Source organism: Brevundimonas sp. TWP2-3-4b1 (assembly GCF_049897665.1).
GTDB classification, from domain to species: Bacteria; Pseudomonadota; Alphaproteobacteria; order Caulobacterales; family Caulobacteraceae; genus Brevundimonas; species Brevundimonas subvibrioides_B.
In genome coordinates, this window is record NZ_JAFCWQ010000038.1 from 1 (window position 1) to 14324 (window position 14324).

General features: G+C 66.6%; 13 protein-coding genes. 8 read left to right on the forward strand and 5 right to left on the reverse strand.

Translation table 11 applies throughout. The features are described from left to right. The first annotated feature begins 75 nt into the window (after nt 1-75). A complete protein-coding gene (locus ACP7A5_RS17175) occupies nt 76-624 on the forward strand; it encodes a fasciclin domain-containing protein (RefSeq protein WP_426043047.1) in 549 nt (182 codons plus the stop codon). 277 nt (nt 625-901) lie between these two features. After that, nucleotides 902-1114 carry a hypothetical protein gene (locus ACP7A5_RS17180; protein ID WP_426043048.1) on the forward strand — a complete coding sequence of 71 codons (213 nt, stop codon included), beginning with the start codon at nt 902-904 and terminating at the stop codon, nt 1112-1114. Here ACP7A5_RS17180 and ACP7A5_RS17185 read toward each other — a convergent pair. Beyond that, complete coding sequence (locus ACP7A5_RS17185) at nt 1101-2228, reverse strand: MrcB family domain-containing protein (RefSeq protein WP_426043049.1); 1128 nt, start codon at nt 2226-2228, stop codon at nt 1101-1103. The genes ACP7A5_RS17180 and ACP7A5_RS17185 overlap by 14 nt on opposite strands. A gap of 296 nt (nt 2229-2524) precedes the next feature. Here ACP7A5_RS17185 and ACP7A5_RS17190 point away from each other — a divergent pair, with 296 nt between their 5' ends. The 5 genes from ACP7A5_RS17190 (at nt 2525) to ACP7A5_RS17210 (ending at nt 9590) form a co-directional block, all read left to right on the forward strand. Further along, nucleotides 2525-3121: a hypothetical protein gene (locus ACP7A5_RS17190; RefSeq protein WP_426043050.1), complete on the forward strand. Its 597-nt coding sequence runs from the start codon at nt 2525-2527 to the stop codon at nt 3119-3121. Between the two features lie 111 nt (nt 3122-3232). After that, nucleotides 3233-3958, forward strand: coding sequence for a DUF305 domain-containing protein (locus ACP7A5_RS17195; RefSeq protein WP_426043051.1), 726 nt, complete (start codon nt 3233-3235; stop codon nt 3956-3958). A 29-nt stretch (nt 3959-3987) separates the two neighbouring features. Next, on the forward strand, nt 3988-5832 hold the full coding sequence (locus tag ACP7A5_RS17200; protein WP_426043052.1) for an LVIVD repeat-containing protein: 1845 nt from the start codon (nt 3988-3990) through the stop codon (nt 5830-5832). 166 nt (nt 5833-5998) lie between these two features. Next, nucleotides 5999-8203 (forward strand): catalase/peroxidase HPI, encoded by a 2205-nt coding sequence (gene katG / locus ACP7A5_RS17205; protein WP_426043057.1) that lies wholly within the window; start codon nt 5999-6001, stop codon nt 8201-8203. A gap of 100 nt (nt 8204-8303) precedes the next feature. Next, a complete protein-coding gene (locus ACP7A5_RS17210; protein ID WP_426043053.1) occupies nt 8304-9590 on the forward strand; it encodes an MFS transporter in 1287 nt (428 codons plus the stop codon). Here ACP7A5_RS17210 and ACP7A5_RS17215 read toward each other — a convergent pair. Further along, complete coding sequence (locus ACP7A5_RS17215; RefSeq protein ID WP_426043054.1) at nt 9574-10266, reverse strand: hypothetical protein; 693 nt, start codon at nt 10264-10266, stop codon at nt 9574-9576. The two genes, ACP7A5_RS17210 and ACP7A5_RS17215, sit on opposite strands and share 17 nt — an antisense overlap. 442 nt (nt 10267-10708) lie before the next feature. Between ACP7A5_RS17215 and ACP7A5_RS17220 the strand changes: the two genes are divergently transcribed. Next, complete coding sequence (locus ACP7A5_RS17220) at nt 10709-11254, forward strand: OmpA family protein (RefSeq protein WP_426043058.1); 546 nt, start codon at nt 10709-10711, stop codon at nt 11252-11254. Between the two features lie 37 nt (nt 11255-11291). Here the strand turns inward: ACP7A5_RS17220 and ACP7A5_RS17225 are convergent, their stop codons facing one another. From ACP7A5_RS17225 to ACP7A5_RS17235, 3 genes are all read right to left on the reverse strand, one after another. After that, entirely contained in the window at nt 11292-11966 is a 675-nt protein-coding gene (locus ACP7A5_RS17225) for a bifunctional 4-hydroxy-2-oxoglutarate aldolase/2-dehydro-3-deoxy-phosphogluconate aldolase (protein WP_426043055.1), read from the reverse strand. Nucleotides 11967-12033: 67 nt separating this feature from the next. Beyond that, nucleotides 12034-12606 carry a hypothetical protein gene (locus ACP7A5_RS17230; protein ID WP_426043056.1) on the reverse strand — a complete coding sequence of 191 codons (573 nt, stop codon included), beginning with the start codon at nt 12604-12606 and terminating at the stop codon, nt 12034-12036. Between the two features lie 852 nt (nt 12607-13458). Further along, the gene (locus tag ACP7A5_RS17235; RefSeq protein WP_426043059.1) at nt 13459-14289 is read right to left on the reverse strand and encodes a GTP pyrophosphokinase; all 831 of its coding nucleotides are present in this window, start codon (nt 14287-14289) and stop codon (nt 13459-13461) included. Nucleotides 14290-14324 lie beyond the last annotated feature (35 nt).

A 14324-nucleotide genomic window follows, 5' to 3' on the forward strand; every position in this document is an offset into this window, starting at 1 on the left:
ACGGCTCCGTGTACCAGGTCGACCCCACCACACAGCTGGTGCAGGCCGTCATTCAGCTTTTGACCTGAGGGACCGATGAGCAATCAAAGACTCTGGGCGCTCGCGCCCCTGATGGTCCTGTGCCTCGCGGGGTGCGGGCGGGACGCGGACAAGGCCGGGCCCGACGGCGTCGCGGCGCCCTCGAACCAGACGCTGGCGGCGGCCATCGCCGACGAGGGTGATCTCGACACGCTGGAGGGGGTCGTCAGGAACGGCGGCCTGTCCGAGGTGCTGGAAGGCAAGGGGCCCTATACCGTCTTCGCCCCCGTCAACGCCGCGCTCGGAACCGCGGGGTCCGAGCTCGCGGGCGAAGCCATGAAGGCCCAGAGCGCGGCCCTGTTGCGCGCCCACATCGTGCCCGGCGCCCTGACGCGGGCCGACATCGAGGCCGCGCTGGCGCGCGGCGGCGCTGACGGCGTCCAGATGCGCACCATGTCCGACGGCCTGCTGACCTTCTCGAAGGACGGCGACGTCGTCGTGGTGACCGCAGCGGACGGCGCGACGGCCCGTCTGACCGGGGCGGAAACGGTGGTGTCCAACGGGGTGGTTCAGCCGGTGGACGGGGTGTTGGTGAAGGCGGAGTAGGGGCTACCCAATGCCATCGAGCCGGGGTTGACCCTTCAGCCTGGCTGAGCGCTCGGGCCGCTGCTGGAGGAGCAGAAGGCCGGCAAGACGCGCTCGCGCCAGTTCGGTATGGTCGAGATCTCGCAGTAGGCGTTCATCGCCGCACTGAAGATGGATGAGGCTTGACCGCCGACCGGCGGTGGTAATCTCCGATGTCGAAACGCGTTTTCCTAGTTCTGGTTGGTGGTGTCTAGGTTCGATTGGCCTTGCCGTTTTACGCAGACAGGAGCGCTGCAACATGGTTTGTGAACGCGACGCATGGGTGGCGGAAGTCGATCGGGTGATGAAGCGCGATTGGTGCATCGACACGGCGGACGTGGGCCTCAGCGAGGAAGAGGTCGAGCGTTACTGGCGTGATGACAACCCGCCAGATTTGTTCGTTGCGTGGTTCGCCGAGAAGTATGATCTCGTCCGGTTTGAGCCGTTGCGGGGGGCGGTTAGGACAACTTAGCCCGCAGAACCTCATCGCGTTGGCGCAGTCGACTTCGAAAAGTTTCTAGCGTGACACCTTCGGCGGGATTAACTTCCTGTCCGGCGAAGTCCGCACAGGGGCCTGTCCGCAGTTCAAATGCGAGCTGTATCCTGAGGTTCTCTGGATCGATGCGAAGTAGTTGCAGGTCGAAGAGCGTGTGAATATCGGAGCGGAGCAGAAGAACATTGTCTGCTCGGTCGGTATGACTACCTAGATGCGGCACGATGTGTGCGGCTTCTAAAACTGCTTCGACGAACCAGCCTGATATCGCGCACCGACGTCCAAAACGTGTCAGGGCTTCCTTCCGAAAGGCTGCGCCGCCTTGGCGCACGACAATCTGAGCTTCAATCCGCCGCCGCGCATCCTCTGTGTTGATCAGATGGTCGGGTTCCGCGAAACCATGTTGGTCCATGCCAGCGATTGGATAGGTAGAGTCGGGACTTCCGTCCGTTGGGCCGGAGATCGATGCCTCAATCGCCGAATGGCTGGCTTCCTGCGCGAAATAGAACGCCCCTAGTTGCGAACAGAGGGCCACAAGATCCGATTGCAAAACTGCTTCATCCGGGATTTTACCTGAGGGATAAAATTTGGAGAGCGCAGTGGTCTTTTCATAGGCGGCTGCAAGCTTTTGCTTGCCCAACGAGACTCCCGATCTGACATCTCCAACCGCGATCGATCCGGTTTGAAGAATGCCCCGAGCCCACGTCATCAGCCTGTCAATGTCCTCCGGCCTGTGCGTTTGAAAGCTGCCGTCCTTCGGGGAGGTTGACCCGTGGCTCAGACATAGCGAGACGCCGGAGGCGTCAGCATGGAAGAGATAAACGAGATACCAACCTGTTCCCGGCTTGGGCGACATCCTTTGGGAGAAGATTCGAACCCAAGGCACTTGTGATTTTCGACCGGTGGCGTCCCGGCCTTGAGTGCGGAGTTCAGTTCCATAGCTTCCGAGAGCACGTGTGATCGCGTCCGAATTCTCAAGAATTTTAGCAGGAAGAACGTCTCTAATCAAAACCCCGCGACGTTGCATCGCCGACGAGTTCAATGGTGAGTACTGGCGCTGGAGCGCTAAAATTTCTTCCAGTGTGGCGCGCATTGGTCCGTCCAGCTATTCGGACCTTCCTACCTTGGTTAGGAGTTTTTGGAAGGCTCCTACTTTAGGTTGGAGCTATGCGCGGCTAGGCGTGCGGCCGAAAGCGCCGCTCCGTCGCCCCTGTCGTGCTCTCCGTTGATCTTAAGGAATGCTCCCCTACGGCGTCTTGGCTGCCTCTTGCCGGGGGAGGATTGCGATACCCATCAACGGATCGTCCGATTTCGCCTTACGGATCAAGGTCCGGGATTTTTTAGAGCCTTTATCCGCGCAGGCCCTCCCGGCGGCCGCACACTGTCGGCATGGCCAGAGCGACACCCGAAGCCCCCGCGACCTATTTCCGTCTCTCGGACGAGACCTGGGCCCTGATCGTCGAGGAGTACGCCAACGGCGCCACGGCGAAACAACTGGGCGCGAAGTGGAAGGTGGCGCCCAACTCCGTCTATCGTCACGTCAGCGCGGCGAAGATGACCAAGCGGGACTGCGGCGACCAACGGGCGCGGGCGCACGCCAGGTCGGTGACGCTGGCGGCGAAGGCGCGGGACGCGAAGCTGGGGCCCCGGGGGGAGACGGTCGAGCCGGCCCTGACCACCCTGTTCGCCCCGCCGCCGGACGACGACCCCGACGCGACCAGCGCGATCGCCCTGGCGCGGCTGGCGACGCTGGCGTCCGGGCGGGCGATGAAGTCACGGCTGTGGATCGAGGCCAAGGCTCTGGCCGGGCTGGCGGAAGCCTATGCGAGGCTGGGCGCGGCGGGGGCCGATGACTGGGCCGGGAACAGGCCGTCGCCGCAGGACGAGGCGGCGCTGGCCTATGTGCTGGAGCGGCTGGAGGCGGAGGATCGCGACGCCGAACGCCTGCGCGAGATCGAACGGGAGGGGTGGTCGGAGGCCGGATGACGGGGGGTGCGACCGCTGGCCGTGACGATGTCGGCAAGCGGCTTGCCCTTTGGCGCGGCCAACGCCTAGTCTGGATTGTGGCCGAAACGTGCGGCGCGGGAGTGGTGTAGCGTGCGCGGCGAGTTTGGCATTCTTCTGGCGCTGGTGATCTCTCTGGCGGGAGCTCCGGTCTCCGCCCGGTCCGTGCCGGCCCAGTCCGTTTCGGCCCCGGCCGTGCCGATCTTCCAGCCCGGCGCGCCGGGACAGGCTTCGCGGATCGTCACGCCCGAGGCGGCGCGGGCCCTGGGGCGCACGACCTTCACTGCGGACGACGTTCGCTTCATGCAGCATATGATCGTCCACCACGCCCAGGCGGTGGAGATGGTCGAACTGCTGCAGACGCACGGGACCGATCCGACTGTGGGCCTGATGGGCCGCCGCATCGCCCTGAGCCAGGAGGCCGAGATCGCGCTGATGCGCGGCTGGCTGGCCGAGCGGGGGCAGGCCGAGGCCATGACCGACATGGCGGGGATGCACGCCGGTCACGGCGGCATGGATCACTCGGCCCACATGAACCCCGCGGCCGCCGCGCCGGATCCGGACGACGTCGCACCGATGGCCGGCATGCTGACGCCGCGCCAGATGCGGACCCTGGCCGAAGCGCGGGGGACCGCGTTCGACCGCCTGTTCCTGACCGGCATGATCCAGCACCATCAGGGCGCGCTCGACATGGTCGACGACCTGATGACCCGGCCCGACGCGGCGAACGATACGATGCTGTCCGACTTCGCCGCCGCCGTCGTCGCCGACCAGCAGGCGGAGATCCTGCGCATGCAGTCCCTGCTGTCCGACCTTTGAACCCCGAACTCCAGACCCGAGAGATGTCCATGACCCTGCGCAAGACACTGCTTTCCACCGTGGCCGCCCTGGGCGTTCTGCTGGGGGCCGCCGCCGCAGCGGCACAGCAATCGTCGGGCCCGGGCGAGCTTCAGGTCATTACCGCCGACGTGCGTTCGAGCCTGTCGGCCGGATACGATGACGCCGGACAGGCGGCGCTCGGCATGGCGCTGGAAAGCCACACGCCGCACGCGCCGGGCTTCGGCACATCGGAGACCCTGTTCTCGCCGCCGAAGACCGACGAGGAGCGCGCCGCCATGCGAGCCGCGGCCGAGGGCAACAACGCCTTCAGCGTCCTGGGCATGGCGAACTCGGACATGGCGATGTCGAACGGCCGGCTGTTCGTCGGCAACTTCAACGGCTTCAATGCCTATGACGTGTCGAACGGCGCGCCCCGGCTGGTGATGTCGGTGGTCTGCCCCGGCGGCCAGGGCGATGTGTCGGTGCACGGCGACCTGCTGTTCATGTCGGTCGAGGAAAACCGCGGCCGTCTGGACTGCAGCGGCGGCGGCAACGAGGGCGAGGTCAGCGCCGAACGCTTCCGCGGCGTTCGCATCTTCGACATCTCGGACCTCAACGCCCCGCGCCAGATCGCGGCCGTCCAGACCTGCCGCGGCTCGCACACCCACACCCTGTTGCCGCACCCGACGGATCCCAACGTGCTGTACGTCTACGGCCAGGGCACATCGAGCGTGCGCAAGGCGGGCGAGCTGGACATCTGCACGGACGGCCAGCCGGATACGAATCCCGAGACGGCGCTGTTCTCGATCGACGTGATCAAGGTGCCGCTGGACCATCCGGAGAACGCCGCCCTGGTGAACCGTCCGCGCATCTTCGCCGACAGCACGACGGGCCGGGTCGCGGGCCTGTGGCGCGGCGGTCGCGCCGGCATCGCCAGCCAGAACACGGCCCAGACCAACCAGTGCCACGACATCACCGTCTATCCGGAGATCGGCCTGGCGGGCGGCGCGTGCAGCGGCAACGGCATCCTGCTGGACATTTCGGACCCTGAGAACCCGGCGCGGACGTCAGACATGTTCGATCCCGACATGGCCTACTGGCACTCGGCGACCTTCAACAACGCCGGCGACAAGGTGGTCTTCACCGACGAGTGGGGCGGCGGCATCGGCGCGCGTTGCCGGGCCGAGGACCCGGCCACCTGGGGCGCCAATATGATCGCCACGATCGCCGACCGCACCCTGACCGGCCGCAGCTTCCACAAGCTGCCGTCGGCGCAGGGCGCGACCGAGAACTGCGTGGCCCACAACGGCAACATCATCCCGGTCCCCGGCCGCGACCTGATGGTCCAGTCCTGGTACCAGGGCGGCATCTCGATCATGGACTTCACCGATGCGATGAAGCCGGTCGAGATCGCCTTCTTCGACCGGGGTCCGCTGAGCGCCGAACGGCTGTACGTCGGCGGGTCGTGGTCGGCCTACTGGCTCAACGGCCGCATCTACTCCAGCGAGATCGCGCGCGGTCTGGATGTGCTCAAACTGCTTCCCAGCGATGACCTGTCGGCGGCCGAGATCGCGGCCGCCGAGGCCATCATGAGCGTCGAGATCAACCCTCAGACCCAGACGAAGATCGAGTGGGTCGACAGCCCCGACGTCGCGGCCTCCTACGTCGATCAACTCGCGCGCACCGATGCGATCGAGGACGGCGTCGAGGCGCGGGTGCGTGCGGTGATTGCCGGCTGGCGCTCGGGCTCGGCCGACAAGGCCGCTGCGGGTGAGCTGGCGACCGCTCTCGCGACGGCCCCCGAAGACGCCAGCGCGGCGACCAAGGCGCGCATGACGGCGCTGTCGGGCGTGCTGCAGCGGCTCGCAGCGTAAGCGCTCGATCCTTGAAGGCGGAGGGCGGCGGGAGCGATCCCGCCGCCCTTTTTCGTGCCATAACCTCCATCGATCCTGACCATCAGTTTAATCGACTTAAGTTTTCGACATAGCTCTGTTACTCCTTGGCCCCCAACTCGGACCCGACCGGAGAAGAACCATGCCCATGGACGGAAGCGACCTCGTCGAGCCCACGACCAAATGCCCGCTGCGCCATGGCGTGCAGTTCCACACCAGCTTCGGCGGACGCTCGAACCGCGACTGGTGGCCGAACCAGCTGAATCTGAAAATCCTGTCCCAGCATTCGTCGCTGACCAGCCCGTTCGCGCCGACCTTCAAATACCGGGATGAGTTGGCGAAGCTGGACATCGAGGCGCTGAAGGCCGACCTGCGGGCCCTCCAGACCGACAGCCAGGACTGGTGGCCCGCCGACTATGGCCACTATGGGCCGTTCTTCGTGCGCATGGCCTGGCACTCGGCCGGGACCTATCGCACCGGCGACGGGCGCGGCGGATCGGGGTCCGGGACGCAACGGTTCGCGCCGCTGAACTCCTGGCCGGACAACGGCAACCTCGACAAGGCGCGCCGCCTGCTGTGGCCAATCAAGCAGAAATACGGCAACCGGGTCAGCTGGGCCGATTTGATGATCCTGTCCGCCGACGTCGGTATGGAGACGATGGGCTTCAAGACCTTCGGCTTCGGCTTCGGCCGCGAGGACGTGTGGGAGCCGTCGGAGGACATCCACTGGGGCGCCGAGGACACCTGGCTGGCCGACGACCGCTACCAGGGCGAGCGCGAGCTGGATAAGCCGCTGGCCGCTGTTCAGATGGGACTGATCTACGTCAATCCGGAAGGTCCGAACGGCAAGCCGGATCCGCTGGCCTCGGCCAGGGACATCCGCGAGACCTTCGCCCGCATGGCCATGAACGACGAGGAGACGGTCGCGCTGATCGCCGGCGGCCACACCTTCGGCAAGGCGCACGGCGCCGGCGACGCCAAGCATGTCGGGGTCGAACCCGAGGGCGCCGGCATCCTGGAACAGGGCTTCGGCTGGAAGAACAGCTGGGAAAGCGGGAAGGGCAAGCACGCCATCACCTCAGGCCTCGAGGGCGCCTGGACGGCCCACCCGACGACCTGGGACAACGGCTATTTCGACCTGCTGTTCAAGTATGACTGGGAGCTGACCAAGAGCCCGGCCGGCGCCTATCAATGGACGCCGAAGCACATCGACGACGCCGACCTGGCGCCCGACGCGCACGAGGCCGGCAAGCGGGTCAAGCCGATGATGCTGACCACCGACCTGGCCCTGATCAAGGACCCGATCTATGCGCCGATCTCCAGGCGTTTCCACGACAACCCGGCCCTGCTGACCGAGGCCTTCGCCCGCGCCTGGTTCAAACTGACCCACCGCGACATGGGGCCAAAGGAACGCTACCTCGGCCCGCTGGTGCCGCAGGAGGAACTGCTGTGGCAGGATCCCATCCCGGCAGTCGATGGGCCTCTGATCGATGCTACGGATGTCGGGGCGCTGAAGGCCCGGATCCTGTCGTCGGGCCTCAGCGTCACCGAACTGGTGGCCACGGCCTGGGCCTCGGCCTCGACCTTCCGCGGATCGGACAAGCGGGGCGGCGCCAACGGCGCTCGCATCCGGCTGGAGCCGCAACGCAACTGGCCGGTCAACCAGCCGGCCCAGCTGTCGAAGGTCCTGGGCGTGCTGGAAGGAATCCAGCGCGACTTCAACGCAGGCGCCAAGACGGTGTCCCTGGCCGACCTGATCGTGCTGGGCGGATCGGTCGGGGTGCAGCAGGCTGCCCGGGCGGCCGGCCATGATGTCGAGGTTCCCTTCATCCCCGGCCGCGCCGACGCCTCCCAGGCCCAGACCGACGTCGAGTCCTTCTCGGTGCTGGAGCCGGAGGCCGACGCCTTCCGCAATTATCAGCGGGGCCAGTTCAGCCTGACGGCCGAGGAGATGATGATCGACCGGGCGCAGCTGCTGACCCTGACGGCGCCCGAGATGACGGTGCTGTGGGGCGGGTTGCGCGCGCTGAACGCCAACACCGACGGCGGCCAGCATGGGGTCTTCACCAACCGCCCCGGACAGCTGACCAACGACGTCTTCGTCAACCTGCTGGACATGGGCACGGTGTGGACCGCGACCTCGGACGAGGAGATCCAGTTCGAGGGCCGCGACCGTGCGACCGGCCAACCGAAGTGGACGGCGACCCGGATCGATCTGGTGTTCGGGTCGAACTCCCAGCTGCGGGCCCTGGCCGAGGTCTATGCCCAGTCGGACAGCGCCGGGAAGTTGGTGGAAGACTTCGTTGCGGCCTGGACCAAGGTGATGAACGCGGACCGTTTCGACCTGGCTTGAGGTCGGCGTGAGATGACCGGGCGCGGCTGGACTCGGCCGCGCCCGGTTTCATTTCCGGCAAGTCCGGGCCACGGTGGTTCGTGAGCAGCGGGGGCTGCAGATGACGGACACGGACCATCTCGACCACCAGCCCATGACCAAACGGTCGATGGCCATCGCGGCCTTTTCGACCGTGGTCGAGTGGTATGATTTCACCCTCTATCTCTATCTGGCCACCGTTCTTTCGCGGGTCTTCTTCGGCGGCGGGGAGGCGTCGCTGCTGATCACGCTCGGCGGGTTCGCCGTGGCCTATCTGATGCGGCCGATCGGCGCGGTGGTGTTCGGCCATATCGGCGACCGGTTCGGGCGGCGTCATACGATGCTGCTGTCGGTCGCCCTGATGACGGCGGCGATGATCGTCACGGCCGCCCTGCCGACCTACGGCCTGATCGGACCGGCGGCGGGCGTCGCCCTTCTGCTGGTCCGCTGCGTCATGGGGTTCTCGGTCGGCGGGGAATATACGGGGGTGGTCGCCTACCTGCTGGAAGGCGCGCCGCGTCACCGGCGCGGGCTGATCGCGTCCTCGGCCTCGGCGGCGAGCGAGGTCGGGGCGCTGCTGGCGGTGGGGGTGTGCGCGGTCACCGCACACCTGCTGAGCCCGGCAGACCTGGACAGTTGGGGCTGGCGGATCCCGTTTGTGGTCGGGGCGCTGCTGGCCGGGAGCGTCTGGCTGGCCCGGTCGACGATGCAGGAATCGCCGGACTTCGAGCGGCAGCAGAAGGCAGGGACCGTGCCAGCCAGTCCCCTGCTGCACACCCTGAGGCATCACCGGAAGGGGATCGCGCGCGCCTTCGCGATCTCGGCCCTGGGGTCGATCACCTACTATGTCGGCATCACCTATGTGCCGGTCTTCCTGACCTCGACGGGCGGGTTGGGGGAGGCGGTGTCCCTCTGGCTGGCGACGATCGCGGCGGTGGTGGTCATCCTGATCACGCCCCTGACCGGGATTCTGTCGGACCGCTGGGGCAGGAAGCCGGTGCTGATCGCCCTGGCCCTGTGCGCCGCCGCCATGCCCGCCGCCATGTTCTCGCTGATGGCTGTGGGCGGACAGAACGGGGCGCTGCTGGGCGCGGTGGTTCTGGCCTGCGTCGCGGGCGGGGTGAGCGCGGTCGGGGCGGTGGCGACGGCGGAGCAGTTCACGGGCGAGGGTCGTCTGACGGGGCTGGCGCTCGGGGCGACCTCGGCGACGGCTGTGTTTGGAGGCTTTACCCCTTGGCTGGCGCAGTGGCTGATCGAGGTGACGGGGGCGAACTGGGTCCCTGGGGCGATGATTGCGATCGTGGCCTTGGGGGTGCTGCCGGTGTTCTGGCAGGCGCCTGAGACCGCGCCGCTCAGCGCACGCCGGTGAGGTCCGACCAGCGCCACTGACCCTGACCCAGGGCCAGACGGGGCGCATCGGGGCCGTCGGCGAGGGTCAGCAGGACCAGACCGCGCATCGACTGGCGGCGACACTCCGCGGGGGCGAAGGCGATGGCGACGGCGATGGCCTGACGCAGGCCCGCGAGGCCGCGTCCCTCCTCGCCCGGGTTCATCACCCAGTCGCCATCCCAGACCAGCAGGGCGCGCCGGGAGGCGGGCAGGGCGTGATGGGCGCGGCCGGCGGCGGCGACCACGCCGGGGTTGCCGCGCAAGGCGTCCTGCACCCGCTGGATCATGTCGCAACGGCCCGCTCCGGTCCCCGAGCCGCCTCCGCCTCCGGCCTCTCCAGACCCTCCGCCGCCCGAGCCGGACCCCGCCGTGGCCGCTCCGGCGAGCTGGGCCTGGGTGAGGCCGGCGGGGGGAGGGGCGGGCGCCGGGCCGGGCGGGGCGGCGGCGACGGCCAGGGGTTCGACCTCGGGCGGGGCCGGGCGCGGGAGGCGCGGCGCGGCGGGCGGCCGGGGCCTCGGCGGGGTCGGGGCGAGGGTGGCCGGGGCGGGCGGTTCGGCGGCCCGGGACGGCTCGGCGGGGCCCGGCGGGGGGTCGGGTTCCGCGACGGGCAGGGGCGGCGGGGGAGGGGTCAAGGAGACGATGATCGGCGGCTCCACGGAAAAAATCTTCGGGGTCGGGACGACGGTCAGGAAGGCCAGCAGAAGGCCGATGTGGAGCGCCGCGCTGACTGCTGCCCCAGGCAGCCAGGCCCGTCGGGACCTCCGCGTTGCCGCGGTTTCCGAGGCAGGTTTTCGCGTTTGGCTTTCGGGGCTTGGAGGCAACAGGCAGGCCTGCGGAGGCGACGCGGGGGCGTCGGACAGGCCCCCAGAGACCACCCGCCCGCGTCAGGATCGTGACCGCCCCGCGGCCGGCCCTCGCCCCAATCCTTACGGCCAAGGTGCCGGAATCATGCCGCATGCCGGTCATGCCTGGGCCTTTCGGCGCCACCCTGATCACAACTGCGCGACGTTCGGAAGTGGCGCACCGGCCCCTCAGGAGATCCCCTTGATCCAGTCCCAGACCCTCGCATTCCCCCGCGCCAACCTGCGCCCCGTGCTGATGACCGGCGTCGTCCTCGCCGCCGGCCTGATCCTCAGCGGCTGCGTCGCCACGCGCGGCTTCGTGCGTGAGGGGGTCGCCGTGGTCGACAGCCGCGTCGACGCCACCGACGCCCGGGTGACCGAGGTCGCGGGCACCGCCAACGACGCCCTGCAGCGCGCCACCGCGGCCCAGCAGCTGGCCGAGGGCAAGTTCATGTACGAGGTCGTCCTCTCGGATGACTCCGTCAAATTCCCGTCCGACCGTGACGCCCTGTCGCCCGAGGCCGAGGCCCGTCTGACCGAGCTGGCGACCCGGCTGAAGGCCGAGAACGTCAACGTCTACCTGGAGATCCAGGGCCATACCGACGCCGCCGGACCCGAGGCCTATAACGACGAGCTGGGCGCCGCCCGGGCCGAGGCCGTGCGTCGCTCGCTGAGCCGCCAGGGCATCGCCCTGAACCGGATGGCGACCATCTCCTACGGCGAGGAGGCGCCGGTCGCCGACAACACCACCGCCGAGGGCCGCGCCCAGAACCGGCGCGTGGCCATCGTGGTGCTGAGCTAGGCCCAACCTTCTCCCTCCCCCTGCGGGGGAGGGAGAATTACACTCCCGCCCGGAACGCCGCCACCGCGTCGACGGCGGCCCGGACCGAGGTCTCGATCCCGGCCCAGTCGCCCGCCTTGACCGCCGCGTCGGTGACGAGCCTGGAGCCCATGCCCGCCGCCACGATCCCGGCGCCGAACCATTTGGCGATGGAGGCGGCGTCGGGGTCGACGCCGCCGGTCGGCATGATCTTCGTCCAGGGCATGGGCCCCATCACCGCCTTGACGAAGTCCGGCCCGCCGACGCTGGCGCCCGGGAACAGTTTGATGATGTCGCAGCCCAGGGCGTGGGCCTCGGTGATGTCGCGCACCGAGCCGCAGCCGGGGAACCAGGCCACCATCCGCCGGTTACAGACCGTCGCCACCTCGGGCACGAGCGCCGGCGAGACCACGAACCGCGCCGCGCGATTGAGATACATCGCCGCCGTCCCGGCATCGAGCACCGAGCCGATGCCCAGGATGATGTCCGGATCCGTCCGGGCCAGCTCCCTGGCGATCTCGGCGAACAGGTCGACGGCGAAGTCGCCGCGGTTGGTGAACTCGATCACCGGCGCCCCGCCGCGCGCACAGGCGCGGATCACGTTCAGCGCCACCTCGGGGTCGGGATTGTAGAAGACCGGGCAGACGCCCTGGGCTTCGAGGGCTTTCAGGACGGAAACGCGGTCGATGGGCATGATGGGGCTCCGGGCTCTGGCTTGGGGATCGCGGATCGAGGACCCCTGCGTCAAGTCAGTTCGGGTTTCAGAGGTCGGTGGCGGGCGGGCGCGACTCGAAAACAGACTCGACAGAGTCGACAGAGTCGCGCCCCTCCTGAGCCAGGGCCTCGGCCTCGGCCTCGTCCTCGGCCGCGAGCCGGGCGTCGCGGTCCGCCTCCCATTCGGCCCGGCGCTGGCGCAGGTCCTCCGTCTCGATCCAGCGACGCAGGTCGTCGTCGTCCTCCTGAACCAGCTGATGCACCCGGTGCCAGCGCAGGGCCGCGACCGCGTCGCCGCGCAGGATCGCGCGCGCCATCCGCGACGAGGCGACATGGGGCAGGTCGCCGAAGTCGATCATGTTCATGTCGCCGCCGATCTTGTCTTCGAGCTCCATCCCCTCGTCCCACGGATCCAGGGTGTGCGGCGGCCGCCATGGCTGATCCGCCCGCCGCCATCCATGCCGCGACGCCCGCGCCCGCAGCGCCGCCAGCGTCACCCCGTGCCGCCGGCAACAGTCGGGCCCCGACATCCCGGCCAGATAGTCGTCCCGAACCGCGTCCCAGACGTCGGGCGGCGCCGCGCGCAGGCCTGTGGGGGTGAAGTGTTCGTCCTCGGTCATGGTTGTGCTCCCGTTGAAGGGGCAACAGTGTGAGGCCGTTTTCAGGGGTGATGGGTAAAACGGCTCTCAAAAGAGCCGGGCGTTGATTTCAACGGCGGATTCGGACGATCCGTTGATGGGTATGGGAGTTATTCCTCCCCCATCGGGGGAGGGAAACCGCGAAGCGGTGGAGGGGGCCGACCGCGCGCCGGGTCTATGAAGTCAGGCACAAGCGGGCTCTGCCGTGGCGCCGTGTCCGCGTCGGGCCCCCTCCGTCACGGCGCGAAGGCGCGCCGCGCCACCTCCCCCATCGGGGGAGGATTTGGGGCGCGCATTCCTCCCCCATCGGGGGAGGGGGACCGCGAAGCGGTGGAGGGGGCTCGATACGGACACCGTGTGCGCGGCTGGCCCCCTCCGTCACGGCGCAAAGCCGCGCCGCGCCACCTCCCCCGATGGGGGAGGATTTACGACGCCTCCGCCCGCTGACGCAGGACGCGGTGGAGGAAGGGGGTCTTCCCGGCCCCGTTCGGACCGGCGAGGAGGAGCAAAAACTTCAACGTGATGTAGAGTCCAAGAAGCGGTCGCCGCAGTTCTATTGACGATTTCGCGAAGCGCCGTTCCCAAATTTATACTGATAGGTGACGCATCGATCATCTCTTCCGCTACATCGACGTCGGAGTTCATGACAAATAGAACTCGGATCATCGTCTCGAGGGACAGCGCCAATCCATTTCGATCCCAAACAGAAAATAAAAGCTTCAAATTCTCTATATGTTTGGCATGGTTCTTCTTTATCAAGCCATCTACATCGGAGATAAGATAGTGATCTCCTGCACGTAGAGAATATATCAGAGATGCTAGCCGGCCATGCGTCTAAAAATTTATCTTAACGACGTCCAACCCGCAGCGAGCGGCTGTTTTAAAAAGCTTTTCAAGACGAGCGTTAGTTTGTAGGTATATTAGCATCGGTTCAGCATCGATGGGGATGTGATAATTGTTGGCAGACAACTCTCTCTTGTAGAACTCTCTGATGTCGTCTGCGTCTCTCGCTATCGAAGAAAATTCAGAGCCAGCTGTCTCCAAGAGAGCGCTGATCCTGTACAGGCGCCTGCGAAGCGCGGCTGGTACCTCTGCTGGGCTCTTGTACCGCAGTTTCCAGTCTATAGCCGCCCAGCTGTGCTGCAGAACAGTGCGAACTTGAATTTCAGATTGCATGCCTTCGAATTTACAGAGCTCGGGAAGATTTATTCTGCTTTCATTGTGGCCGAGCACGTAGTGTCGGGAAAGATATCCGAATCTATCAGGGTCGAGTTCGTCTTCTTTATTTATTGAGTTGGCCACGTCTATGGAGAAGTTATCTTCAAGAATCTTGCATATCTCTTCGCAGTCCTCAGCCAAGAATGCGATTACGCGAACTCTGGATATGTCTGTAATATCTGAAAGTTTGCTATACTTTCCAATTTTGTCCGGACGAACAATTTTTGCAGACAGACTGTTTCTATCCTTGGTCCTAAACTCGATCGGTAGAATGTCGATATCATTGAATTTTATCAGACGGTCGAGCAGGTCAGCAATGCTTTTGGCAAATGCTTCATAGTGGTCTTTTTGCGCATCGTACTGCGCTAGTGGAATGATCGGGACATAAGAGTCCGAGGTGGGATTCCCCGGGGCGTGGCGTCGTGCGAGTCTGCGGGATGCGTACAGGCGTCACCGTGCATCTGAGCCCGACCGATCGTAAG

Bases quoted from the DNA above. Each gene is read 5' to 3' on its own strand.
- ACP7A5_RS17225 (WP_426043055.1), bottom strand. From the start codon at position 11,966: ATGCCCATCGACCGCGTTTCCGTCCTGAAAGCCCTCGAAGCCCAGGGC.
- ACP7A5_RS17175 (WP_426043047.1), top strand. From the start codon at position 76: ATGAGCAATCAAAGACTCTGGGCGCTCGCGCCCCTGATGGTCCTGTGC.
- ACP7A5_RS17185 (WP_426043049.1), bottom strand. From the start codon at position 2,228: ATGCGCGCCACACTGGAAGAAATTTTAGCGCTCCAGCGCCAGTACTCA.
- ACP7A5_RS17230 (WP_426043056.1), bottom strand. From the start codon at position 12,606: ATGACCGAGGACGAACACTTCACCCCCACAGGCCTGCGCGCGGCGCCG.
- ACP7A5_RS17180 (WP_426043048.1), top strand. From the start codon at position 902: ATGGTTTGTGAACGCGACGCATGGGTGGCGGAAGTCGATCGGGTGATG.
- katG (WP_426043057.1), top strand. From the start codon at position 5,999: ATGGACGGAAGCGACCTCGTCGAGCCCACGACCAAATGCCCGCTGCGC.
- ACP7A5_RS17220 (WP_426043058.1), top strand. From the start codon at position 10,709: ATGACCGGCGTCGTCCTCGCCGCCGGCCTGATCCTCAGCGGCTGCGTC.
- ACP7A5_RS17210 (WP_426043053.1), top strand. From the start codon at position 8,304: ATGACGGACACGGACCATCTCGACCACCAGCCCATGACCAAACGGTCG.
- ACP7A5_RS17200 (WP_426043052.1), top strand. From the start codon at position 3,988: ATGACCCTGCGCAAGACACTGCTTTCCACCGTGGCCGCCCTGGGCGTT.
- ACP7A5_RS17190 (WP_426043050.1), top strand. From the start codon at position 2,525: ATGGCCAGAGCGACACCCGAAGCCCCCGCGACCTATTTCCGTCTCTCG.